General features: G+C 68.3%; 25 protein-coding genes. 16 read left to right on the top strand and 9 right to left on the bottom strand.

All coding sequences use genetic code 11. From position 1 onward, the window contains the following. Positions 1–16: 16 nt before the first annotated feature. The gene (locus BLQ76_RS19660; RefSeq protein WP_090676800.1) at positions 17–223 is read right to left on the bottom strand and encodes a hypothetical protein; all 207 of its coding nucleotides are present in this window, start codon (positions 221–223) and stop codon (positions 17–19) included. On the opposite strand from BLQ76_RS19660, the gene BLQ76_RS19655 reads away from it, so the two are divergent. Further along, positions 222–443 (top strand): hypothetical protein, encoded by a 222-nt coding sequence (locus BLQ76_RS19655; protein ID WP_090676799.1) that lies wholly within the window; start codon positions 222–224, stop codon positions 441–443. The two genes, BLQ76_RS19660 and BLQ76_RS19655, sit on opposite strands and share 2 nt — an antisense overlap. 270 nt (positions 444–713) lie before the next feature. On the opposite strand, the gene BLQ76_RS19650 is transcribed toward BLQ76_RS19655, so the two are convergent. The 3 genes from BLQ76_RS19650 to BLQ76_RS19640 form a co-directional block, all read right to left on the bottom strand. Next, positions 714–1127 (bottom strand): DUF7282 domain-containing protein, encoded by a 414-nt coding sequence (locus BLQ76_RS19650; protein ID WP_090676797.1) that lies wholly within the window; start codon positions 1125–1127, stop codon positions 714–716. A gap of 341 nt (positions 1128–1468) precedes the next feature. Beyond that, the gene (locus tag BLQ76_RS19645; RefSeq protein WP_090676796.1) at positions 1469–2182 is read right to left on the bottom strand and encodes an SDR family oxidoreductase; all 714 of its coding nucleotides are present in this window, start codon (positions 2180–2182) and stop codon (positions 1469–1471) included. Positions 2183–2303: 121 nt separating this feature from the next. Further along, complete coding sequence (locus BLQ76_RS19640; protein ID WP_090676794.1) at positions 2304–3710, bottom strand: amidase; 1407 nt, start codon at positions 3708–3710, stop codon at positions 2304–2306. Positions 3711–3814: 104 nt separating this feature from the next. On the opposite strand from BLQ76_RS19640, the gene BLQ76_RS19635 reads away from it, so the two are divergent. Continuing rightward, the gene (locus tag BLQ76_RS19635) at positions 3815–4378 is read left to right on the top strand and encodes a TetR/AcrR family transcriptional regulator (protein ID WP_090676792.1); all 564 of its coding nucleotides are present in this window, start codon (positions 3815–3817) and stop codon (positions 4376–4378) included. Positions 4379–4409: 31 nt separating this feature from the next. Here BLQ76_RS19635 and BLQ76_RS19630 read toward each other — a convergent pair whose 3' ends face one another. Further along, positions 4410–5333, bottom strand: coding sequence for a LysR family transcriptional regulator (locus BLQ76_RS19630; protein WP_090676886.1), 924 nt, complete (start codon positions 5331–5333; stop codon positions 4410–4412). 95 nt (positions 5334–5428) lie between these two features. Between BLQ76_RS19630 and BLQ76_RS19625 the strand changes: the two genes are divergently transcribed. From BLQ76_RS19625 to BLQ76_RS19605, 6 genes are all read left to right on the top strand, one after another. Further along, a complete protein-coding gene (locus BLQ76_RS19625; protein ID WP_210184196.1) occupies positions 5429–6154 on the top strand; it encodes an SDR family oxidoreductase in 726 nt (241 codons plus the stop codon). A gap of 309 nt (positions 6155–6463) precedes the next feature. Then, on the top strand, positions 6464–6637 hold the full coding sequence (locus BLQ76_RS22290; protein ID WP_170842684.1) for a hypothetical protein: 174 nt from the start codon (positions 6464–6466) through the stop codon (positions 6635–6637). A gap of 138 nt (positions 6638–6775) precedes the next feature. After that, positions 6776–7444, top strand: a complete 669-nt coding sequence (locus BLQ76_RS19620; RefSeq protein WP_090676791.1) for an HAD family hydrolase — start codon at positions 6776–6778, stop codon at positions 7442–7444. A gap of 10 nt (positions 7445–7454) precedes the next feature. After that, entirely contained in the window at positions 7455–8312 is an 858-nt protein-coding gene (locus tag BLQ76_RS19615; protein WP_090676789.1) for a formate/nitrite transporter family protein, read from the top strand. 345 nt (positions 8313–8657) lie between these two features. Then, positions 8658–9605: an SMP-30/gluconolactonase/LRE family protein gene (locus tag BLQ76_RS19610; RefSeq protein ID WP_170842683.1), complete on the top strand. Its 948-nt coding sequence runs from the start codon at positions 8658–8660 to the stop codon at positions 9603–9605. A 499-nt stretch (positions 9606–10104) separates the two neighbouring features. After that, on the top strand, positions 10105–10326 hold the full coding sequence (locus tag BLQ76_RS19605) for a hypothetical protein (RefSeq protein WP_090676786.1): 222 nt from the start codon (positions 10105–10107) through the stop codon (positions 10324–10326). A 1090-nt stretch (positions 10327–11416) separates the two neighbouring features. Here BLQ76_RS19605 and BLQ76_RS19600 read toward each other — a convergent pair. From BLQ76_RS19600 to BLQ76_RS19585, 4 genes are read right to left on the bottom strand one after another with little or no spacing between them, the layout of a single operon-like run. Continuing rightward, complete coding sequence (locus BLQ76_RS19600) at positions 11417–12265, bottom strand: fumarylacetoacetate hydrolase family protein (RefSeq protein WP_090676785.1); 849 nt, start codon at positions 12263–12265, stop codon at positions 11417–11419. Positions 12266–12274: 9 nt separating this feature from the next. Continuing rightward, a complete protein-coding gene (locus BLQ76_RS19595; protein ID WP_090676784.1) occupies positions 12275–13117 on the bottom strand; it encodes a shikimate dehydrogenase family protein in 843 nt (280 codons plus the stop codon). Positions 13118–13124: 7 nt separating this feature from the next. Further along, positions 13125–14237 (bottom strand): LacI family DNA-binding transcriptional regulator, encoded by a 1113-nt coding sequence (locus tag BLQ76_RS19590; RefSeq protein WP_244519741.1) that lies wholly within the window; start codon positions 14235–14237, stop codon positions 13125–13127. A gap of 40 nt (positions 14238–14277) precedes the next feature. Continuing rightward, complete coding sequence (locus tag BLQ76_RS19585) at positions 14278–14961, bottom strand: DUF4286 family protein (RefSeq protein ID WP_090676782.1); 684 nt, start codon at positions 14959–14961, stop codon at positions 14278–14280. A gap of 194 nt (positions 14962–15155) precedes the next feature. Here BLQ76_RS19585 and BLQ76_RS19580 point away from each other — a divergent pair, with 194 nt between their 5' ends. The 8 genes from BLQ76_RS19580 to BLQ76_RS21845 form a co-directional block, all read left to right on the top strand. Beyond that, a complete protein-coding gene (locus BLQ76_RS19580) occupies positions 15156–16784 on the top strand; it encodes an acyl CoA:acetate/3-ketoacid CoA transferase (protein WP_090676780.1) in 1629 nt (542 codons plus the stop codon). Between the two features lie 193 nt (positions 16785–16977). Beyond that, entirely contained in the window at positions 16978–17838 is an 861-nt protein-coding gene (locus tag BLQ76_RS19575; RefSeq protein ID WP_090676779.1) for an ABC transporter permease, read from the top strand. A gap of 65 nt (positions 17839–17903) precedes the next feature. Next, positions 17904–18902 (top strand): ABC transporter substrate-binding protein, encoded by a 999-nt coding sequence (locus tag BLQ76_RS19570; RefSeq protein ID WP_090676777.1) that lies wholly within the window; start codon positions 17904–17906, stop codon positions 18900–18902. Between the two features lie 75 nt (positions 18903–18977). Then, entirely contained in the window at positions 18978–19454 is a 477-nt protein-coding gene (locus BLQ76_RS19565) for a MaoC/PaaZ C-terminal domain-containing protein (RefSeq protein WP_090676776.1), read from the top strand. 17 nt (positions 19455–19471) lie between these two features. After that, complete coding sequence (locus tag BLQ76_RS19560; protein WP_090676774.1) at positions 19472–20305, top strand: ABC transporter ATP-binding protein; 834 nt, start codon at positions 19472–19474, stop codon at positions 20303–20305. Positions 20306–20345: 40 nt separating this feature from the next. Continuing rightward, entirely contained in the window at positions 20346–21122 is a 777-nt protein-coding gene (locus BLQ76_RS19555; protein ID WP_210285986.1) for an enoyl-CoA hydratase/isomerase family protein, read from the top strand. Continuing rightward, the gene (gene denD, locus BLQ76_RS19550) at positions 21119–22108 is read left to right on the top strand and encodes a D-erythronate dehydrogenase (RefSeq protein ID WP_090676772.1); all 990 of its coding nucleotides are present in this window, start codon (positions 21119–21121) and stop codon (positions 22106–22108) included. Before BLQ76_RS19555 ends, denD begins: the two co-directional genes overlap by 4 nt. A gap of 6 nt (positions 22109–22114) precedes the next feature. Continuing rightward, positions 22115–22209, top strand: a 95-nt coding sequence (locus BLQ76_RS21845; protein ID WP_139184074.1) for a four-carbon acid sugar kinase family protein, incomplete at its 3' end; no start/stop codon positions are given.

Genomic DNA, 22209 nt, shown 5'->3' with positions numbered 1-22209 from the left:
AGCCGACGGCCCCGCGTCACTCGGCCAGTATCGCCCGGACGGCTACAGCCTCGGGGCTACCGCCACCTCGCTCCAGAAACTCCGCGACCGGTGTTCGCGTGCGCGTCCCGCCGGACGCGGCATTGGCTTGGTGCACGACGGCGATCACGTCGTTGGACGAACCGCGCTCGACCATCCAGTCGTCGCCGTTGGGTGAGCGATACACGATCTGCAAGTCCGCCATGGATACCCTCGCTGAAACGATCAACGCACGACGCGCGCGCGGCGCAGATTGCAACAGGATCGACGGGGGATCGTTGCAGGCCGTCGCATGCCAGGATGAAGCCCTGCCCAAGACGCCTGAGCTTTCGATCCTGATCGGAGGCAACGCACCGAACCACTGGAACGACGGCCGGGAACGTCGCCGTGTCGGTCGTGATCGGGCCGATGGTTGGCGGCCCTGATCGAGGCTGACAGGCGGGAGGGCCGGGTTTGTCGGAGGGTCCGAGCTGCAACGCGGTTCGCCGGAAGGCGCTCGCGGAGATCGGGCGGCAACGCCAGCCCGATACGGCAGCCTATTCCAACCGAGCCGATCGTGACAGTTCAGCGTGGACGCCGGGCTCCGGCGCCGGCTGGCCATGGTTGCGTCGTCGCCGCTTTTCCCGACGGCGTGTGGGTCGTGGCGCCCGACGCCGGGCGAAGCCCGCCGCCATCGGACGGCGGGCTTGGTTGGGCTACTGGGCCTTGATCATGGTCATGACGAGCTTGTCGTCGACGCGGATCGGGCCGTCCTCCTTGGCACCCAGCGTGTATTCGAACACGCCCGTCTTGGTGCCGCCGTCCTCGGAATGAACCATCAGCATGAGCATGTCGCCCGGCTTCACGTCCTCGGTCAGGATCGCCGCGACGTCGTTCGTGGTGCCGGCGCGGATCGGGGCGTGTCCGACCACGGGACCCGGCTTCATGGCGGCGTCGGTGCGGTGGACGACCAGCCAGCCGTTCTTGGCGGCCATGACGCTATCGGCGCTGACGATACCGTTCGAAACATCCTGATCGACTGCCTTGACGCCCTGCATCGCCGACTGGGCGACGGCCGACGAGGCCGCCAGGCACAGCGCTCCGGTGACGAGGATCGCGCTCTTCTTCATGTCCCACTCCTGTGTTCGGCTTTCCAACAACCCAGATACGAAAGGCCGGCGCCTCGGCTTCAGCGATCACCACCACGTGACTGCTCGGAGTGCGGCGTCGCCGGTCCCGTCCGTCCGGGAAACAGGTGCCGGGTTGCCCAAGGGAGGCGACACGGACCGTTGTCGACCGTCGCGTCCTCAGCGGCGCCTCAGGGCGGATGGTGACGCGCCGCCGCCTCAATCGTTCGGGCACGTTGCCGTCCCGGCGGATCCGAGGCCGTTCCGGTCGCGGCGCGATCCTCGGGAGACGGCTTGCGAGACCGCCGGGTCGGCTGAAGACCGGGGGCCCGGCCATCGACCCTTCAGGCGATGACGCCGCCGCCGTCCACCCGCACGGTCGAGCCCGTGGCGAACGGCGTCCGCATCAGGAACAGCACCGCATTGGCGATGTCGTCGGGCTGTCCGACGGCCTTTGCCGGCAGGCTCGCCCTCGCCCGCTCGAACGCGGCCTCGCGTGCATCATTCGAGAGTTTCGACCACAGCGGTGTGTCGATCAGGCCGGGCGACACCGTGTTGACGCGGATTGGCGACAGTTCCAGCGCGAGACCGCGCGCCAGACCATCGAGCGCGGCGTTGATCGCCCCTTGCGTCACGGAGGCGGCCGAGGGGCGATCCGCGAGATAGCCGGTGATGAAGGTCAGCGAGCCGCGCTCCACGATCCGAGCGGCCTGTGCAACCCGGTAGGCACCCCAGAACTTGCTCTCCATCGCCTGCCGCGCGTCCTCGAGCGGCAGCTTGCGAACCGGGCCGGTCGCCGTCTGCGCGGCCGACACGACCACATGGTCGAAGGCGTCGCGTTCGGCAAAGAAGGTCTCGATCCCGGTCATGTCGCCTGTGTCGAGGACGGACGCCTCGGCAGCCGGGCCGAGAGAGGAGCGCGCCGCCTGGAGTTTGGCTTGCGAGCGGGAGGCGATCGTCACCGCCGCTCCGGCATGGTCGGCCTGCCGGGCGACGGCAAGCCCGATGCCTGAGCTTCCGCCCACCACCAGGACACGGCGTCTGTTGAGTTCCGTCATCGCTTGGTTCCTTTCCACCCGTCGATCGGCCCTGGAACGCGCCAAGGCACCGATCCGGTTCATCTGTCGTGTGGGAGAGGGGCAGCGCTCATCCGGCCGTTGCCCCCGTTTTCCTTTGGGCTCAGATCTCGGGAAAGAGGTTCCGGACCGGGCTCACGCCCTCGAGAAGCGAGGCGACATGCAGGATGGTCGACTCCGCCTGCCAGGCGCCGACGACCTGCACGTTGATCGGCAGGCCCTCCCGGCTCGTGCCGAACCGCATCGCAAGCCCGGGCAGCCCTGTGACGTTGAGCGGCACGGTCGCGCCCTGGAGATAGGTCGCATCGACCTCCTGGCCGTCGATCGTGAAGCGGTCGACCCCGTGCTTGTGCGCGGGGATCGGGAGGACATGCGTGATGAGCGCGTCGAAGCGGGTGAAGTAGTCGGCATAGCCGTCGCGCAGCCGCTCGGCGGCCTGCTCGGCATCGATGAAGTCGGCCATCGACGTGTCGGGCAAGGACAGCGTGGTCTTCGCCATCTTGTACATCTCGCCCTCGTGGCCGCGCGACGCGTCCGCAAAGGCGGGCTTCATCTCCATGACATGGAGACGGTTGAAGACGTCGAGCGCGAAATCGCGCTCCAGCGCCGGGATGCCGACCGGCTCGACATGAACGCCGAGGCCTTCGAGCGCGTCCGCGGCCGCCTTGACGGTCGCCGCGACTTCCGGGTCGACGGGCCCGAAGCCGGGGCCGACCATCCAGCCGACGCGCAGCGGATGGCCGGGCCGCGCGCCGAGCCCGGTATCGAAGCGGCCCGTGATGGTCGAGAACGCGTCCTCGCCGTCGGGTCCGGCAAGCTGCGAGAAGGCCAACGCCACGTCGCGCACCGAGCGGGCCATCGGGCCGACATGCCAGAAGCGGCGCGGGGCGCGCGGCCAGATGCCGGTCATCGGGATGCGCCCGTGCGTCGGCTTCATGGAGGTGATGCCGGTCTGGGCCGCCGGTCCGCGCACGGAGATCGCCAGGTCGGTGCCGAGGCCGAGCGGGGACATTCCGGCCGCGATGGCCGCCGACTCGCCGCCGCTGGAGCCACCCGGCGTGCGGGTGAGGTCCCACGGGTTGTTGGAGCGGCCGGAGAGGAGATTGTCGCTCTCGATCCAGTAGGAGAATTCGGGCAGGTTGGTCTTCGCCAGAAGCACGCCGCCGGCCGCCTTCATGCGGGCGACGCTGGTCGCGTCGCGATCGGGCGTGCGTCCGCGGAAGATCGGCGAGCCGCGCTGCGTCGCGACGCCCGCCGTGTCGATCGAGTCCTTCACGGTAAAAGGCACGCCGTGCAGGGGCCCGAGTTCGTCGCCGGCCATGACGGCGGCCTCGGCGGCTCTAGCCGCATCGAGCGCCCCTTCGGCGACGGTGACGATGGCGTTGACCTGTGGGTCCACGGCCTCGATGCGGTCGAGATGCGCCCGGACGACCTCGACGGGCGAGACCTCCTTGGTGCGGATAAGTTCGGCAAGCCGGGTGGCGTCGAGGCGTGTGAGGGGAGGCGTCATTAGGGCTTCCTATCTATCACTTGATAGGCAAGACCTGGAGCTTCACAAAAGAGGCGTCAATGTCTATCTATCACTTGGTAGAAAAATGTTGGAAGAGACCGACGATGGGTTCGAACGTGAGGGAAGACATTCTGGGCGCGGCCCGGCGCGCGGCGCAGGCGCACGGCTACACCGGGCTGAACTTCCGCGAGCTCGCGGCCGAGGTGGGCATCAAGAGCGCGAGCATCCACTACCACTTCCCGACCAAGGTCGACCTCGGTGCGGCGGTGGCCAAGCGCTACTGGGAGGACTCGGAGGCGGTTCTGGGCGACCTGTGGAACGGCGGGGTCGATCCCGTTGCTGCCTTGCACGCGTATCCCGATACGTTTCGCCGGTCGCTCGAGAACGGTAACCGCATCTGCCTGTGCAGCTTCATGTCGGCCGAGCACGACGACCTGCCGGACCCGGTGAAGGCGGAAGTCTCGCGCTTTGCCGAGATCAACGTGGCGTGGCTCGCCAAGGTCCTGGGCGCGGCGACCGATAGGAATGCGGCCGACTGCGAACCCCGCGCCCGCGCGATCTTCGCCGCCGTCGCCGGGGCCCAGCTCATGGCCCGCAGCCGAGCCGATGTCGCCGCGTTCGATGCCCTGATCGACGGCTATCGGGACGCTGGACTGCTGCCGGCTTGAAGGCGTCGGAGAACGCCGGGCGAGCCGGGGTTCAAGAGCCGGCTTCTGCTCTTTCGGATGCCACGAGATCGACGAACGCCCGGAGCGTCGCGGGCATGGACCGACTGGAGAAGTAGAGGCGGGGTCCCGGAAATGGCATCCACCAGTCCCGCAGGACGGGCTGGAGCTTGCCGACGGCGATAACGGGGGCAAGCCAGTTCTCGAAGGTCGCGATGAGGCCGTGTCCCTCGCAGGCGAGATCGATCGCCGAGGCGGCGCCGTCGACGCCGACGATCAGGCGCCCGGGCGGGTCGACGGCGATCGCCTCGCTCTCCGTCTCGAACTCCCAGTCCACCATCGCGCCGCTCGAGAAGCGCAGGCGGATGCAGTCGTGCCCGAGCAGCTCCGTCGGATGCCGGGGCGTGCCGCGCGCTGCAAGATAGGAGGGGGCGGCGGCCAGCGCCAAACGCTGGACGGGCGGCCCGATCGGGACCGCGATCATGTCCTGGGCCACGTGCTCGCCATAGCGGATTCCGGCGTCGCAGCCGGACGCGATCGCGTCGACCAGCCTGTCCTCCACCACGAGCTCGACGCGGACCTGCGGATGCGCCGCCAGAAAGCGGCCGATGAGGGGCGGCAGGATGTCGACCATCACCGCCCCCGTGACGTTCAGCTTCAGGAGCCCGCGCACGTCGGATCGGGAGCTCGCGGCGTCCTGGAGCGCGGCGCGCGTCTCGTTGAGAAGCGGGCGGACCCGGTCGGCCAGGCCGAGCCCGGCTTCTGTGGGTGAAACGCTGCGCGTCGTGCGCGTCAGGAGGGGAACGCCGAGGCGCTTCTCGAGGAGCGCGATCCGTTCGCTGACGCTGGCCGGCGAGAGGCCGAGCCGCTTGGCCGCGGCACGGAAACCGCGCTCGTCGCAGACCGTCACGAAGACCGTCAGATCATCCAGTGGAAGCCGCTCGGGATTGTTCGCCATGGCGATCGCCATATCCGGATCGAGAGCGATTATCAAACCATGGCGGACAGCGCATCTCTTCGCCATCGACGCAACGACAGCTGCAGGAGACGACCATGATGACCGGAAGAACAGTCCTCATCACAGGGGCTAACAAGAGTATCGGCTTCGAGACGGCACGCCAGCTCGGCCGCGCCGGCTACCGGATCTGGCTCGGTAGCCGCGACGACGCGCGTGGCCGGCAGGCGACGGAGACGCTCGCCGCCGAGGGCCTCGATGTTCGCGCGCTCGCGATCGACGTGACCAGCGATAGCAGCGTCCAGGCGGCCGCCGATCAGGTCGCCCGAGCGGACGGCCGTCTCGACATCCTGATCAACAATGCCGGCATTCCCGGCGACTCCGGATCGCCGACGACGCAATCCGTCGACGATATCCGGACGGTCTATGAGACCAACGTGTTCGGCCCGATCCGGGTGACGCAGGCCTTCCTGCCCCTGTTGAGGTCCTGCGAGGCCGCCAGCGTCGTCATGGTCACGAGCGGGCTCGGCTCGCTCGCCTGGCTGTCGGATCCGGGCCATCCGTTCTACGGGGTCAACATCATCGGCTACAACTCCTCGAAGACCGCCCTCAACGCCGTGACGGTCTCGCTGGCCAAGGCGCTGCGGGACGATGGCATCCGCGTCAACGCGGCCGATCCCGGCTACACGGCAACGGACTTCAACAACCATTCCGGCTACCGCACCGTGGAGCAGGCCGCCGCCGGCATCGCCTGGCTGGCGACGCTCGGAGCCGATGGGCCGACGGGCCGGTTCTTCTTCGAGAAGACCGAGGTTCCCTGGTGACGAGGACCGTTCCCGGATCGGCCCGATGCGGCGATGGACGTCCGATCCGAGAGCTCGGTGGCGACGTCCTCGGCGGCCGTGAGGTGGCGGTCGCGGATCGACCCGTCCGGCCGTTCCCGTCCTGGTGCCGGTCGGCTCCGGGGGCCGACAGGGGGGGGGGGCGAAGGACGGTCACCTTCCGCCGCCTCGGCCCTGCGGAACCAACCGTCAGGGTGTCGCCGCTCGGATTGCATCGCTGCCTATGCAAGCTGGGGTGCCGATTCCTTCGCCCACGCGTTCCTGACGGGTGACCAGGCAGAGGACAGAACCATGAGCACGCGCAAGCCGCTCGGAACGCACCATGACGTCGAGACGACGGGCGAGCGTCTGGTGCAGGAACGCGGCAACACGCTCGGTGGCATCTGCGGTGTGATGGCCGACCGGTCGAGCGGTGCGATGCCATCGGGTTCCGGCGACGTCGGCCAGCGTCGGCGAACGCTTTGACCGGAAGGGACGTGGACCACGATCTCCCTGCAACGACGACCGTGGCGTCGCCCGATGAGGCGACGGAACTGACCGCCATTTCGCGGGCAGGCTACCGTGCCGCCTGAACCCGACGCCGGTTTGGGGAAAGGACGACCGATGCCCATCAAGGCGGTACTCTTCGATATCGACGGTACGCTGATCGACAGCAACGATCTCCATGTGCTCGCCTGGGAGGAGGCCTTTGTGGGCATGGGCGTCACGCTGCCGCGCCCCGTGATTCACGATCAGATCGGCAAGGGCGCCGACATGCTGGTTCCGTCCCTTCTGCCGGACCTCGACGAGGCATCGCAGCAGAAGCTCGGCCAAGCGCACGGGGCGATCTTCCAGGCGAGATACCTGCCCGATGCCAAACCCTTCCCTGGAGCGCGGGCGCTTCTGGCCAAGGTTCATGCGGCCGGTCAGCAGGTGGTGCTGGCATCGTCCGCATCCGCGGAGGAACTCGATCACTACCTCGGACTGCTCGAGGCCCGCGATCTCGTGGCGACCACGACCAGCAGCGAGGATGTCGCGCGCACCAAGCCCGCGGCCGACATCTTCGCAACCGCGCTCGCCCGGATGAACGGGATCGGTGTGGACGAGGCGGTCGTCGTCGGCGATACGCCCTACGACGTCGAAGCCGCGCTCAAGTCCGGCCTTCGGACGATGGCGGTCCGCTCGGGCGGTTTTTCCGATGAGGCCTTGCGGGAAGCCGGCGCGATCCGGATCTACCAGGACGTCGCGACCCTTCTGGCCGAGTACGACGCGTCCCCGCTTGCCGACCGATAGGCCGTTTCAGATGCCCGACCACCAAGCGCCACCTGCCGACCGCGAGGCTGAACCGTCCCCGGACCTGACGGCGGACGACAAGCGGGACGTGGACGAGCGCGGTTCGGGATCGGCCAAGGTCGTGCACGAGGTCGTGCGCCTGCGCGGCGACGAGGAACTCGATCGACCGGTCCGCTCGCTTCTGTTCTCCGCCTTTGCGGCAGGGGTGGCGGTCAGCACCTCGATCCTGGCGGAGGCGTTCCTTCACATGCGGCTGCCGAGCGCACCGTGGGCGGAACTGGTTGTCTCGCTCGGCTACACGGTCGGCTTCGTGATCGTGATCCTCGGCAATCTGCAGCTCTTTACCGAAAGCACCGTCACGGCCGTCCTGCCCTTGGCCACGCATCCAACGCGGCGCAATCTGGCTCGTCTGCTTCGGCTCTGGGTCGTGGTGTTTGCCGCCAACATGGCGGGCACCTTCCTGGTTGCGCTCCTGATGGCTCGCCATGTCCTCGTCGACGCGGAACCGCTGGAGGCCGCCTTGCGCGTTTCACGGACAATCCTGGCCCACGGCCCCGGCGACACGCTGCTTCGAGCCATGCCGGCGGGCTTCCTGATCGCCTCGATCGCCTGGATCCTGCCCAACGCCCGGGGCAGCGAGTTCTGGGTGGTCTTTCTAATCACCTACGTCGTCGCGATCGGCGGGTTCAGCCATGTCGTGGCCGGATCCACGGAGGCGTGGCTCCTGATGCTGTCGGGGGAGGTCGGCGTCGGGCATGCCGTGTTCGGCCTCGTACTTCCGGCGCTGGCCGGCAACATCATCGGCGGTACCGGTCTCTTCGCGGTCGTCGCCCACGGACAGGTCCGCGACGAGATCGAGACGGGATAGCCGGGAGCGAGATATCCGTTTTTTGGAAGCGGTCGATCGCCGTCGAGGAGCGAGTTCGGGTTGCGGGAGGACGGGCTAACTCCGCGCATTCGCGTCGGTTCTGTTTGTCGCTAGCGACCGCCGCAGGGTTGAACGCGATCGACCGGACCGACCTGTGCGTTCCGCTTCGTCGACCCCGGTTGGCACCGACTGGTCTGAATCCGCAGTTGCGGAAGGCGGAGCGGTTCGCAGGGTCCGGCATAGGGCGCGCTCGCTAGCCAGCCTTCGCCGGCTACGCTTATGATGCCCTTTCTGGCAGGAACCCGGTCTCGGCGCGCCGCTTTTCCCCGAGGAAGGGTAGACGCGATGCGCAATGTCGAGGTGGTATGCCGGGCCAGCGCCCTGAACGGGGAGGGACCCGTCTGGAGCGAGGCCGAGCAACGGCTCTACTGGGTCGATATCCGTGCCCCGGCGCTGCACCGCTTCGATCCCGCGACAGGCCGGAACGAGACCTGGGGCATGCCGGCCTGGATCGGTTGCTTCGCGCTGATCGAGACCGACGTCGTGGCCCTGGCGCTGCGCACCGGCCTGTTTCGCTTCGATACGAGAAGCGGGACGATGACATTCCTGGCGCCGGCGCCCTTCGATCCCCGCCGCTTCACGTTCAACGACGGAGGATGCGACCGATCCGGCCGGTTCTTCGCCGGAACGATGCTCGATCCCATCGATCCGCTCGAACCTGCCGATCTCGGCACGGATGGGAACGGCACCCCGCTTTGGCGCTACGATGGGGCCGCAGGGTGGGGCTGCGCATCACCGCCCGTTCAGACCTCCAACGGGCTGGCCTGGAGTCCGGACGGACGGACGATGTACCACAGCGACACCGCACAGAAGACCGTCTTTCGCAGCGACTACGACACCGCGACCGGCACCGCGGAGAACCGCCGCGTGTTTGCGCGCGTCGAGGAGGGGATGGGACCGGACGGCGCGGCCGTGGATGCGGACGGCTTCTATCTCTGCGCCGCGTTCGGAGCGGGCTGCCTGCTTCGCTTCGATCCCGACGGCAAGCTGGAACGGCGCATCGCGATGCCCGCACGCTTCGTCACGATGCCCGCCTTCGGCGGAGTGGACCTGTCCACGCTTTTCGTCACGTCGGCTAGCTTTCCGGTGCCCGAGAAGGACCGCGTCTCTCGGCCGATGGAAGGCTGCCTCTTCGCACTGGAGGCGCCGGCGCGTGGGCTGACACCCCATGTCCTGACCCCGGATCCGGTTGCCGCCGATAAGGAGCATCGGTCTGACAAGGCCATCGCGTAGCCGACCCCATAGACCCCTGCCCGGAGCCGCTCCGATCGACCGCGCCATTCCGCCCTCGATCGACGACCAGGGGCATTCCCCAATCCAATCTCGTGCTCGACGCGACGCTGACGATCGTCGCCGCAACGGACGCGTCTGCGAGGACGACCGATCGCATGCGGGAGGCTATCGCCGGTCGGCCTCGTTTCGAAGGGTTTCCCGAGAACCCGGACGCGGCCGGCACGGTCGAGCGAGGGCATCGGATGCGTCCCTGCGTCATGTCCGGGTGACGGGCAAGCCGCACGAGAGGATGGTGATCCCGTACGACCTTTCGCGACCGCTAAACGAGGGCGGCGTCTTCCGGCGCGACCGACCCCCGGTTCACATGTCGGTAACGGCGGTCACGGAAAGCGTTCTGCGAACCCCGGAAGCCGACGCTCGACTGCGCATCGCGCGGCATGCCGCCAATCCTGGATTGTGGGAATAGAGACCCGCTCGCGACCCCCGGCGCTGCCGTTCGATGACCGATGCGCTCCTCGGCATCAGGCCGGGCGAGGGGCTGTGCATCGCGAGGAACAAGCGGCGCCTGATCGGCGTCATGACGGCCGACCGGTTGCGAGACGCCGCACTGGCGGACGCCCTCGACGAGCCGAACCATCTGGCGCAGAAGGACGGGCTGCCGGCGGAGCGAAGCCACCGCGTCGAGAACAGCCTGCACCGTTGTGAGCACTCGCAGACCTAAGCGAGACGCCCGGCGGATCCGTCGATGAAGGCTGCGTTCGAACAGGCCACCTTGCGGATGCGGGCATGCACACCGGTGCACGAGCGCCGCTCCCGAACCCACGATCCGCTGGTTGTGGCCAGGCTTCCGACATGACGAAAGCGCCGGGTCTCCAAACGCGTTGGCGAGCCGATCGATATCAGCGAGAGGGACGTGAATCTCGCTCTGGGGCGAACAGTGTCGAGACGGCGGCAGCCCTTCGCCGATGCGGGCACATTCCCTTGCTGTTCTTCCGCGGCAACCCTAACGAGAAAACATGCGCGCTCGCGCTCGAATGGGAGCCTGACGGCTTCGTTGGCTCGCCCGACTAAGAGCGGGAGGTTTTGGCAGTGCTGGCAGCGTAGACCCGTGAACCGTCATCGTCCTCATCCATTCCTCTGTCTGCATGTCCTGCCGATCGGCGTCTCCGGGGTCGACGGCATTGGGACAGCACCGGTCAGTGCAGGCGGTTCCCTGTTCGAGGCCGTTTCACCGTCATGAGGGAGCCATGCGACGCCATTGGCGGAACAACGGGGCGCAAGAGATGCCGAGATGGAGACTTCCGGCCCAAGGCGACAGGTGTTCCACCCGTCGCGGGATGGGTGGCAGGCCTCGATACCGCGTCGATCCTCAGACACCGGGCTGGATGCACGACCTTCTCATGGAACTCGACCGAGCCGAGGTGCGCCATGCAAGACGGGTCGCGGCATTCCGCGCGGCCCAAAACCAGCGATCGACCGAACGTTCGCCAGCCGTTCTGAAGGACGCCGGCTAGCGGTTTGCGGTCGCGACCGGTCGATCATACCAGACGCAAACAAACCGATCCGCAAAGTCGCACCGGCGGTCCATAGTAGGGCGCCACTTGCCTGCGCCGAACGCGAGCCCGCGACGCGGGCCGAACGGCATGGCTGGACGGGAAGCAGTCCATCCGCTCCCCGCCCGTTGTCCTGAAAGCCGAGAAGGATGGATCATCCGTTGTCGAGGGGCCGGGCGGCGAGTGATCCGACCGAACGGCTCTCCGATCGCTCGTCGCGCACCCCGTTGGGCGGGCCTGGGTTTTGTGAGCTCTCGCTCAGGCCGCGCGCGGCCGGACGGTCTGCTGCTGCTCGCCGAGCCCTGTGATGCCGAGACGCATCGTGTCGCCCGCCTTCATGAAGACCGGCGGCTTGCGGCCGAGGCCGACGCCCGGCGGTGTGCCGGTGGTGATGATGTCGCCGGGCTCCAGCTTCATGAAGCGGCTGGCGTAGCTGACGATGTGGGCGCAGGTGAAGATCATGCGCGTCGTGGTGCCGGTCTGCTCGCGCTGCTCGTTGAGGTCGAGCCACAGGTCGAGCTGCTGCGGGTCGCCGAGCTCGTCACCCGTCACCAACCAGGGACCGCAGGGCGCGAAGGTCGGGTAGCTCTTGCCCTTCGACCACTGCCCCTCCCATTCGAGCTGGTATTCGCGCTCCGAAAGGTCGTTGAGGATCGTGTAGCCCGCGACGTAGGAAAGGGCGTCGGCCTCGTCGACATGCCAGGCGGTCCGGCCCATCACGAAGGCAAGCTCGACCTCCCAGTCAAGCTTGGTGGAGCCCGGCGGCAGAATGACGTCGTCATTGGGTCCGCTAAGCGCGCCCGTGTGCTTGTTGAAGATGATGGGCTGGGAGGGGATCGGCGCGTTGGTCTCCTCGGCGTGGTCGGTATAGTTCAGGCCGATGCACACGAGATTGCCGACGCGGGCCACAGGCACGCCGAGGCGCACGCCCTCGGGGACGAGTGGCAGCGTGGCGGGGTCGATCGCGCGCAGCCGATCCAGCCCTTCGGGCGACAGCGTCTCGCCGTCGATGTCGCGGATCGTGCCCGACAGGTCGCGCACGCGCCCGTTCGCATCCACGATGCCCGGCTTCTCGGACCCAGCGGCCCCATGGCGAACCAGTTTCATGTCGTCTCCCTAGTCTTGTTGAGATAAGCTGTGGCTCTCGCCCGGTGCGAGGCCGAGAAAGTCGACGATCGCCGCGGTCTGCGCGGCGACCATGGCAGTGCCTCCGGCATGGCGGCATCCCGCGCGCTCGGCCGCCTTCAGGAGGGCGGTCGCGGGGCGCGTCACGATGTCGACGACGGCGAGGTCTGCGCGAAGCCCGAACAACTCCACGGGCGCCGGGTCGCCCTCGCGCATGCCGACGGGCGAGGCGTTCACGAGAAGATCGAGCTGCGCGAGGTCGAGCGCGGAAACGGATGCGGCGCTTGCACCGGTTGCCGCGACGCGCCCAGCAAGGTCGGCGGCCCGGCCGGCGTCCTGATCCGCGACGCTGAGCGAGCGGACACCCTGGCCGGCCAGCGCGAAGGCGATGGCGCTCCCCGCGCCGCCCGCACCGATCAGGCCCACCCGAAGGCCGGCCGGCTGAAGGCCGAGCGAGCGCACCGCGCCGACGAGCCCGACGCCGTCGAAGATCCCGCCCTCCCAGGTGCCGTCCATTCGGCGGCGCGCCGCATTCACCGCGCCGACCTGGCGCGCCGCCTCGTCCACCCGATCGAGCATCGGCATGATCCGGGTCTTGAACGGCATGGTGACGACGATGCCGTCAAGGTTGGCCAGGCGCAGGAGCGCCGGCATGTCGGCCTCGAACCGTGCGCTGGCGACCTCGAAGGGGACCATCACCGCGTCGATGCGACGCCGCGCGAACAGAGGATTGAAGTTTTCGGGCGACTTCGCCTGCCGGATCGGGTCGCCGACCATGCCGACGAGGCGCGTCGCGCCGGTCACCGGCGGCATGGGGGTGGGGGACAGGGACATGCGGGGCTCAGCCTGCGGGATGGAGACGAGGAGAGGCCGGCCCTTCGCCGGGCGGCGGTCCCGAGGAGGCGCGCACCACGATCTCGGCCTCGCTTTCCAGCGGATAGTCGGGCTCGCGGCCGCCCACGAGATCGAGGATCAGCCGCGCGGCGCGCAAGCCGATCTCCTCGCCCGGCACGCGCACCGTCGTCACCGGCACCGGCAGATGGCTCATGATCTCGATGTCGTCGTAGCCGACGATCGACACGTCCTCGGGCACCCGGACGCCGCGCGCCGCGGCTTCCAGGATGGCACCGACGGCGAGAGGCGCGTTGCCGCACACAATGGCGGTCGGGCGCGGATCGGTGTCCATGACCTGCGCGAAGAGCTTGCGGCCTTCCTCGATCGTCCACGTGCCGATCGCCAGATGCTGGGGGCGCACGGCCAGGCCCCGCATGGCAAGCGCGTCGCGGATGCCGGCCAAGCGCGCGCCCGCGCGGTCGTTGTTCTCGGTTTCCTGCGCGATCACGGCAAAGCGCACGTGGCCGAGCTCGGCAAGGTAGTCCGTCATCCGGACCAGCGCCTTGTGGTTGTCGGGGCCGACGCAGCGGCCCGGACGGGCCGAGTCAAAGACGAAGGAGCTGATGAAGGGCAGCTTGCGCTGCTGGAGAAAGGGCACGAGGTCGGGATGGTGGGCCAGACCCACCAGGATGACGCCGTCGACGCCGCGCTCGGCGAACTTGCGGACCTGTCGGAATTCCTGCTCCGGATCGTATTCGGAACAGGCGAGGAGCAGTGTGTAGCCCTGTGCGAGAAGATGGCGCTGGATGGCGTTGGCCGCGCGCGGAAAGTCGCCGAGGCCGAGCGTCGGAAACACGGCGCCGATGGTCTGCGAGCGGCCCGTCGTCAGCGCGCGCGCCGCACCGTCCGGTATCCAGCCGAGATCGGCGATCACGGCTGCGATGCGCTCGCGCAGCTCCACCGAGACGACCTCGGGCCGGTTGATCGCCCGCGACACGGTGGCCGTCGAGACGCCCACGGCCTGCGCGACGTCGCGCAGGCCGACACCTGGAACCGCCATGCCGTTCCGGCCCGCGCCGCGCCGTGGCGCGCCGTTCGCTCCCTCACCCATGGTCTTCATGGCTCACCGTCCCCGATCGTTCCGCGCGAAGCTTTCGATCCTAGTTCGTTGCGCTCAGCTGGTCGCGTCCCAGCCCGTACTGGAGACGATAGAGACCGCGCTCGGACACCGGGCAGGACAGGCCGAGCGACCGGCAGAGCGCGTCGGCCTCCTGGTCCAGAAAGGCTTCCAGAACCGCGGCCTCAACGCCTTCCACCAGCAGAACCCAGGAGGCCGTGCGGTCAGGCGTGTCCCTGAGCGCCTTCTCCGCCGTCGCCTGACCGCCGGCCGCCTCGTCGCCGCGCAAAAGATGGACGCCGACGATGCCGTTCCGCTGATTGAGCGGCTCGAGTGTCGTCGCCAGGCTCTCAGCGTCGCGCCCGTCTCCCTCCATTCGAAGCGTCGCAAGGCAGGCTCCGTCGCCCAGTCCCTGCGAGACGACGACCCGGCAGACGGTGCGCGACGTTTCGCGGAAGTGGCGCACGACCCGCTTCGTCCAGTCCGAAGGGCGGTCCAGCCGCGCGAGATAGGCGGGTGCGGACAGATCGGCGGGCGACGTCGTCTCGTAGAAGTTGAAGTAGCGCGGGATCCCGCGCAGGGCGACGTAGCGACGCCCGCGCAGGAAGCCGGGCACAGCCACGCGCTCGGGGATATGCTCGCGCACGTGCCATGCGAGGAAGTCCGCCTCCGCTTCCTCCGCGATGCCGTTCCAGATCGCCAGAACGCCGTGTCCCGCCAAAGCCATTCAGTCCTCCCATGCAATCGGTAGACAATTCGATTGGGACGTCGTGTCGCCGTCCTAACTGCTCCCAGACGGCGGCTATCACGCGTTCTCGATGATCGGTCCTGCTTGACATGCAAGGAACCAGTTCGTTATGCAAGCGGTTACAAGAGGCCGGCAGCCGTTGTCAACGGAAAGAGAACGGCAGGGGAGGCGACATGCGGATCATCACGGCAGCCGAAGCGACCAGCATCATCCAACCGGGCGACAGCGTCCTGGTCAGCGGTTCGGGCGGCGGGCACTGCGTTCCCGAAAAGGTGCTGGAAGCGATCGAGGCGCGCTTTCTCGAGCAGGGCGAGCCGCGCGACCTGACGCTGATCCATGCGGTCGGCATCGGCGACCGTCAGCTCAAGGGCGCCGCGCGCTTCCGTCATCCCGGCATGTTGAAGCGCTCGCTCACCAGCGCGCTGATCGACTCGCCGCCTCTCATCCCGATGGCGCTGAACGAGGACTTCGCGTCCTACACCATTCCCCAGGGTGTGATTTCGCAACTGATCCGCGAGATGGCGGCGGGGCGCCCGGGCCTTGTGACCCGCACGGGCCTTCACACCTTTGTCGATCCGCGTCAGCTCGGCGGTCGCCAGAACATGGCGGCGCGCGAGGAGATCGTCGAACTCCTGCATATCGACGGCGAGGAGTGGCTGCGCTTCAAGCCCTTCCCGCTCGACGTCGTGATCCTGCGCGGCACCACGGCCGACGAGGAGGGCAACGTCTCGATGGAGGAGGAGGCGATTCCGGGCGAGATGCTGTCCTGCGCCCAGGCCGCACGGCGGCTGGGCGCGGCGGTAATCGTGCAGGTCAAGCGCGTGGCGCGGCGAGGCACGCTGCCCCAGCGCTCCGTGCGCATTCCCGGCATCCTCGTCGACTACGTCGTGGTCGATCCCGAGCAGCGCCAGACCTACGCCAGCCACTACGAGCCGAGCTATGCCGGCGAGATGCGCGTGCCGACTGAGGGGTTGCGGCGCCTGCCGTTCACCGAGCGCAAGATCATCGCGCGCCGAGCGGCGATGGAGATCGTACCGGGTGCGGTGTGCAACCTCGGCGCCGGCATCTCAACGGGCGTGTCGGCCGTGGCGGCGGAGGAGGGGATCCTTGACGCCATCACGCTCAGCAACGAGCAGGGCTTCATCGGCGGCGCGCCGCTGACCGGACCCGATTCCGGCGGCGCCCAGAACTTCGATGCCATGGTCGACCAGCCCTACCAGTTCGACTTCTACGACGGTGGCGGCCTCGACGTGGCCTTCCTGTCGTTTGCGGAGATCGACGGGGCCGGCAACGTCAATGTCAGCCGCTTCGCGGATACGATCGTGGGCGTCGGCGGCTTCATCAACATCAGCCAGAACGCGCGCAAGGTCGTCTTCAGCGGCACCTTCACGGCGGGCGGTCTCAAGGTGGAGTGCCGCGACGGAAAGCTGGCGGTGCTAGAGGAAGGCCGCCATTCCAAGTTCGTCGAGGCGGTGCGCCAGATCTGCTACAACGGCGCCTTTGCGCGGGCGGAAGGGCGCGAGGCCCTGTTCGTGACCGAGCGCGCCGTGTTCGCGGTTGGCGCGGAAGGGCTGGAACTCGTCGAGATCGCCCCGGGCGTCGATCTGGAGCGGGACGTCCTGTCCCGCATGGCCTTCCGGCCCACCGTATCACCGAAGCTTCGCCCCATGGACGCTCGGCTCTTCCGGCCCGAGCCCATGGGACTGCTTGATGAATTCGGCCGGCACGCACGCACCGCGCGTTCGCCACGCCGCACGCTATCCGACGAGGCTGCTCCCGCACCGCGTCGCGCAGCGGCTTAAGCCGCAAGCATTCCGCCAGCGAGGCCCGATCCAAGGAGGAGGGGGTCTCGCGGCGAAGAAGATGTAAGCGGATACATCAGTCCGGCGCGGAGGTTGCCGGGCGAAGAACGAGGCGGGTGGAGCCGGCTCGTTCGGGAGCGCAGGGAAGGGGTGGGCGACCGGAGTCGCCGCGCCGCACTCGGGAGGAAGGTCGATGACCACACGCAATCTGACCGGCGAAGCCACGCTCGGCCCATCTGCGGCGCGAGCCGCCGAACCCAAGCCGCATCGGGCGCCGTCGCGCGCCGTAAGGCGCCTGCGCCTCATCGCCTGGAACGCGCTACCGCCGCTCACCTTCGTGGCGATCATCGCCTTCTGGTCGCTGTCGGTGAAGCTGTTCCAGATTCCGGCCTATCTCCTGCCTGCGCCCGGCGCCGTGTTCGCGCGCGTCGTATCGGACGCGCCGATGCTCTGGTCGAACGCGCTGGTGACGCTGACCGAGATCGTGCTCGGCTTCGGTCTCACCATCCTGACCGCCATCCCGCTCGGGTTGGTGATCGCCCTGTCGCCGCTGGCGCGCCAGATCCTCTACCCCCCGATCATGCTCCTGCAGCTGGTGCCGAAGATCGCGGTCGCGCCGCTCTTCCTGGTGTGGCTCGGCTTCGGCATGGAGTCCAAGGTTCTGCTCACGGTCCTCATGACCTTCTTTCCGCTCCTGATCGCCAGCATCAGCGGCTTCCAGATCCTCGACCAGCGCCTCTTGCACCTCACGCGCTCCATGGGCGCCTCGACCTGGCAGACCTTCCGCTACCTGCGCGTGCCGGCCGCGCTGCCCGTGATCTTCTCGGGCGTGAAGACCTCCGCGACGATCGCCGCCACCGCCGCGATCGTCGCGGAGTTCGTCGGCGCCAACCAGGGGCTCGGCTACGTCCTCCTGCGCGGCACGAGCACGATGGACATCGAGCTGACCTTCGCGGTGCTGGTCGTCCTCACCGTGATCGGCATCGTCATCAACTACGTGGTCGAACTCAGCGAATGGCTGATGACCCCGTGGCAGCGGTCGGGAGCCGACTGATTCATCCGGCCCGCTCGGGAGGGCGGGCCCCAGCCCAGCGACGCATTCAACAGGGAGGAGCCATCATGATGCAGACACTCAAGGTCACGGCCGTAGCCGGCCTCTTCGCAGCCCTTGGGTTCGCAGGAAGCGCGAGCGCCCAGACGCCCGTCACCTTCCAGCTCAACTGGACGGCGGGCGGCGCCAACGCGGGTTTTGCGGCCGCCTTGCAGGAGGGCTTCTACAAGGAGGCCGGCCTCGACGTGACGATCGTCCAGGGCAACGGCTCGGGCAACACGGCCCAGCTCGTCGCCAGCGGCCAGGCGCAGCTCGCCTATGCCGACGCGGTGGCCGTCAGCCAGCTCATCGCCAAGGGCGCGCCCATGCGCGTCGTCTCGACGATCTACCAGTCCAACCCGAACGAGCTGATCGCGCTGAAGAAGACCGGCATCAAGTCCTTCGCCGACCTCAAGGGCAAGACGGTCGGCGTGCCCGCCGGCTCCTCGCAGACCACCATGCTGCCGCTGCTCCTCAAGGCCAACGGCCTGACCGAACAGGACATGCAGCTCGTCAATATGCCCATGCCCTCGATGGTGCCGAGCCTCCTGACCGGTCAGGTCGAGGCGATCCTCGGCTCGCTCGACTCCTACGCCATCCAGGTCCGCGCGCAGGGCGCCGAGATCGACGAGTTCCCCTTCGCCGACTACGGCGTGCCGACGGTCTCGACCTCGATCTTCGCGTCCAACGACTTCATCCAGAAGAATCCGGAGATCCTGCGCAACTTCGTCAGGGCGAGCCTCAAGGGCTGGAGCTTCGCGCTCGACAATCCCGAAAAGGCGGTGGCCGACGTCAAGGCGCTCTTCCCGGACGCCAACGCGGACCTCGTCACCAAGGAGCTCGCCGCGATCACGCCGCTCTTCTGCAGCGCGGACGCGAAGTTCGTCGGTCGCGCCGAACCCGCGCACTGGACCAAGACGCAGGACCTTCTCTCGCAGGTCGGGCTGTTGCCGCAGGGTCAGGACCCGGCGAGCTACTATACCAACGACTACCTGCCCGCCGAAGGCGAGATGCGCGCCTGCCCCTGAACGTTGGCGGACCTGCGGCCCGGCGCAGAAGCCGGGCCGCGATCGTCGTTACCCCCCGCCTTCAGGAACGGATCGATGAGCTATCGCTTCGAGGATCTTCACGTCGGCATGCGCTTCCGCAGCCCCGGACGCACGGTCGGCGAGGCCGACGTCATGGCCTTTGCCGGCCTGACCGGCGACTTCTCCGAACTCCACACGAGCGACGTCTACGCCGCCAGCAGCCAGTTCGGGCGGCGCGTCGCGCACGGCATGCTGGGCCTCTCCTATGCGCATGGCCTGATGTGGGCGCGCACGGGCGAGCTGCGCGAGACCGCCATCGCCTTTCTGGGCATCACGGACTGGCGCTTCGTCGGCCCGATCTTCCTCGGCGACACGATCTTCGTGAACTACGTGATCGCTGAGATCCGCGATTCCCGCTCCAAGCCGACCCAGGCGATCGCCACCTTCGACGTCGAGCTCGTCAACGAGCGCGGCGAGGTCCTCCAGCGGGGCCGCAAGGCGCTTCTCCTGTCCAAGACTCCACTCGCCGCCGTTGCGGCCTCCGTCAGCTGAACGATCCGAGGTTTGTCATGACCACCGTTCAAGGTTCCGCCGGCCGGTCCGGCGTTCCGATCTCCATCCGCAACGTCTCCAAGGTCTTCGGCGAGGACACCGAGAAGCCGTTCCGCGCGCTTTCGCCCGTCGACATCGAGATTCCCGCGGGGCAGTTCATCTCGATCGTCGGCGCGTCGGGCTGCGGCAAGAGCACGCTCATGCTGATGGTGGCGGGCCTGCTCAAGCGCTCCTCCGGCGAGATCCTCTGCGACGGGAAGCCGGTCGACCGCCCGATCACCAACGTCGGCATCGCCTTCCAGGACCATCTTCTCCTCGACTTCCGCACGGCCTTCGAGAACGTGATGCTGCATGCCGACATCCGCGGGCTCGACCGCGAGACGGTCGCGGCGCGGGCGCGCGAGCTGTTCCAGCAGCTGCGTCTCGAACATGCGATGAACAAGTATCCGCGCCAGCTCTCGGGCGGCATGCGCCAGCGCGTCTCGCTGATCCGCACGCTGGTTCACGAGCCCGACGTGATCTTGATGGACGAGCCCTTCGGTGCGCTCGACGCGCTGACGCGGCTTCAGGTGCGCACCGATCTGGAGCAGCTCTGGCTGCGCCGCCGCCCGACGGTGATCTTCATCACCCACAGCGTCGAGGAGGCGGTGGGTCTGTCGGACCGCATCATCGTCATGAGCCCGAGCCCAGGCGAGGTGGTGGACGACATCACGGTGGAACTGCCGCGCCCGCGCCCGATCGTGCTCGGCGACGCGCCGGAGTTCGCCTCCTATGTCGACCGGATCCACCAGCATTTCGAGCGCATGGGCGTCCTGCACGGTGTGACGCCGCAGACGCGAATGGCGAGCTGACGCCGTGGAAGGCACGCCCGGGGACGACGGGGCAAGGGTCTTGCTCCGGATCGAGCGGGGCCATGCCGAGATCGAGCTTGCGGCGGGCCGCCTGAACCTTGTGACGCGCGCGCTGCTGCGCGGCCTCCTGGCCGTCCTGCGGCAGATCGAGAGCGCGCCCGACATTCGCTGCGTCGTCCTGCATGGCCATGCGAAGGCCTTCTGCGCCGGCAGCGACATCGGGGAGTTCGCCTCGCTCGGCGCCGATGCCAGCGAGCGCAAGATCCTGTTCGAGGACCATGTTCTACGCTGTCTGGCCGCGCTTCCCATGCCGACGATCGCTGCGATCGACGGGGTGGCTCTGGGCGGCGGCTTCGAGCTGGCGCTCGCCTGCGACATGCGAGTCGCGGGTGCCAAGGCCAGGATCGGCCTGCCTGAAAGCCGCCTCGGCGGCCTGGCGGCGAGCGGTGCCGTTCGGCTCGCTCGACTGGTCGGCCCGGCTCGGGCCAAGGAGCTCCTGTTCACCGGGGCGATCCTTGATGCTCGCACAGCGCTCGACTGGGGTCTCGTGAACCGGCTGGGCGAGGATGCCGTGATGGAAGCCCGGCTGATGGCGAACGAGATCGCGCAACGCGGGCCGCTATCGAACCGGCTGGCCAAGCGTCTCGTGGACGCCGCGCTCGACCAGCCTTTGGACGCCGCCCTCTCGCTCGCCAATGCCGCGCAGCAGCGCATCTTCGACGGACCCGATCTGCGCGAGGGGGCAGACGCCTTCTTCGCGAAGCGGGATCCCGTCTTCCCATCCCGTTCCCCCGCTACGGAAGGCCGTTCAACGTGAAGATCCTGATTCTGGGTGCCGGCGGCATGATCGGCCGGAAGCTGACCGCGGCCCTCTTGCGCAAGGGCGATCTGTCGGGGCAGGCCATCCAGTCGATGACGCTTGCCGACGTCGTGAAGACCGACGCGCCTGCGTCGGCGATCCCGCTTCACACCGTCGCCGCCGACCTGTCGGCCCCGGGCGTCGCGGCGGAACTGATCGCCGAGCGTCCGGACGTCGTGTTCCATCTCGCCGCCATCGTGTCGGGCGAGGCGGAGGCCGACTTCGAGAAGGGCTACCGCATCAACCTCGACGGCACGCGCGAACTCTTCGAGGCGGTGCGCCGCGTTCATGGGGCAGACGGATACCGCCCGCGCGTCGTCTTCACCTCGTCGGTCGCCGTGTTCGGCCAACCCCTGCCGCCGGTTGTGCCCGAGACGCAGGTGCTCGCGCCCCTGTCGAGCTACGGCACGCAGAAGGCGATCGGCGAACTTCTTCTGGCCGACTATTCGCGCCGCGGCTTCATGGACGGCATCGGCATCCGCCTGCCGACCATCGTGATCCGCCCGGGCCAGCCGAACAAGGCGGCGTCGGGTTTCTTCTCCGGCATCCTGCGCGAACCTCTGGCCGGCCTTCCAGCGACGCTGCCCGTCGGCGACGATGTGCGCCACTGGTTCGCCAGTCCCCGCCGGGCGGTCGAGTTCGTGCTGCGCGCGGCTGAGGTCGACACCTCCGGTCTCGGCGTTCGGCGCACGCTCGACATGCCGGGACTGTCGGCGACGGTCGGCGAGGCGATCGAGGCGCTGCGCCGCGCAGCCGGCGACGAGGCCGTGGCGCTCATCCGTCGCGAGCCCGACCCGGCCGTCCAGCGCATCATCGAAAGCTGGCCGGAGGCCTTCGACCCGCAGCGCGCGCGGGCGCTTGGCTTCGAGGCGGACGCCTCGTTCGACGAGATCATCCGTCGCCATCTCGAGGACGAGGCGCCGGCCACCACCGTCCGGAGCTAGCGTTCCATGCATCTTGGGATCATCGGGGACGACTTCACGGGGTCGTCGGATGCGGCGAACACGCTGGCGCGGGGTGGCTTGCGGGTCGTGCAGTATGCGGG

Source organism: Aureimonas jatrophae (genome assembly GCF_900104035.1).
GTDB classification, from domain to species: Bacteria; Pseudomonadota; Alphaproteobacteria; order Rhizobiales; family Rhizobiaceae; genus Aureimonas; species Aureimonas jatrophae.
The sequence above is the reverse complement of the archived record's forward strand: the minus strand, read 5'-3'. Positions and strand labels throughout refer to the sequence as shown.

Bases quoted from the DNA above. Each gene is read 5' to 3' on its own strand.
- BLQ76_RS19585 (WP_090676782.1), bottom strand. From the start codon at position 14,961: ATGGCTTTGGCGGGACACGGCGTTCTGGCGATCTGGAACGGCATCGCG.
- BLQ76_RS22290 (WP_170842684.1), top strand. From the start codon at position 6,464: ATGAGCACGCGCAAGCCGCTCGGAACGCACCATGACGTCGAGACGACG.
- BLQ76_RS19660 (WP_090676800.1), bottom strand. From the start codon at position 223: ATGGCGGACTTGCAGATCGTGTATCGCTCACCCAACGGCGACGACTGG.
- BLQ76_RS19630 (WP_090676886.1), bottom strand. From the start codon at position 5,333: ATGGCGAACAATCCCGAGCGGCTTCCACTGGATGATCTGACGGTCTTC.
- BLQ76_RS19610 (WP_170842683.1), top strand. From the start codon at position 8,658: ATGCGCAATGTCGAGGTGGTATGCCGGGCCAGCGCCCTGAACGGGGAG.
- BLQ76_RS19580 (WP_090676780.1), top strand. From the start codon at position 15,156: ATGCGGATCATCACGGCAGCCGAAGCGACCAGCATCATCCAACCGGGC.
- BLQ76_RS19560 (WP_090676774.1), top strand. From the start codon at position 19,472: ATGACCACCGTTCAAGGTTCCGCCGGCCGGTCCGGCGTTCCGATCTCC.
- BLQ76_RS19650 (WP_090676797.1), bottom strand. From the start codon at position 1,127: ATGAAGAAGAGCGCGATCCTCGTCACCGGAGCGCTGTGCCTGGCGGCC.
- BLQ76_RS19645 (WP_090676796.1), bottom strand. From the start codon at position 2,182: ATGACGGAACTCAACAGACGCCGTGTCCTGGTGGTGGGCGGAAGCTCA.
- BLQ76_RS19635 (WP_090676792.1), top strand. From the start codon at position 3,815: ATGGGTTCGAACGTGAGGGAAGACATTCTGGGCGCGGCCCGGCGCGCG.
- BLQ76_RS19570 (WP_090676777.1), top strand. From the start codon at position 17,904: ATGATGCAGACACTCAAGGTCACGGCCGTAGCCGGCCTCTTCGCAGCC.
- BLQ76_RS19595 (WP_090676784.1), bottom strand. From the start codon at position 13,117: ATGTCCCTGTCCCCCACCCCCATGCCGCCGGTGACCGGCGCGACGCGC.
- BLQ76_RS19565 (WP_090676776.1), top strand. From the start codon at position 18,978: ATGAGCTATCGCTTCGAGGATCTTCACGTCGGCATGCGCTTCCGCAGC.
- BLQ76_RS19590 (WP_244519741.1), bottom strand. From the start codon at position 14,237: ATGAAGACCATGGGTGAGGGAGCGAACGGCGCGCCACGGCGCGGCGCG.
- BLQ76_RS19625 (WP_210184196.1), top strand. From the start codon at position 5,429: ATGATGACCGGAAGAACAGTCCTCATCACAGGGGCTAACAAGAGTATC.
- BLQ76_RS19600 (WP_090676785.1), bottom strand. From the start codon at position 12,265: ATGAAACTGGTTCGCCATGGGGCCGCTGGGTCCGAGAAGCCGGGCATC.
- BLQ76_RS19655 (WP_090676799.1), top strand. From the start codon at position 222: ATGGATACCCTCGCTGAAACGATCAACGCACGACGCGCGCGCGGCGCA.
- BLQ76_RS19605 (WP_090676786.1), top strand. From the start codon at position 10,105: ATGACCGATGCGCTCCTCGGCATCAGGCCGGGCGAGGGGCTGTGCATC.
- BLQ76_RS19575 (WP_090676779.1), top strand. From the start codon at position 16,978: ATGACCACACGCAATCTGACCGGCGAAGCCACGCTCGGCCCATCTGCG.
- BLQ76_RS19620 (WP_090676791.1), top strand. From the start codon at position 6,776: ATGCCCATCAAGGCGGTACTCTTCGATATCGACGGTACGCTGATCGAC.
- BLQ76_RS19640 (WP_090676794.1), bottom strand. From the start codon at position 3,710: ATGACGCCTCCCCTCACACGCCTCGACGCCACCCGGCTTGCCGAACTT.
- BLQ76_RS19615 (WP_090676789.1), top strand. From the start codon at position 7,455: ATGCCCGACCACCAAGCGCCACCTGCCGACCGCGAGGCTGAACCGTCC.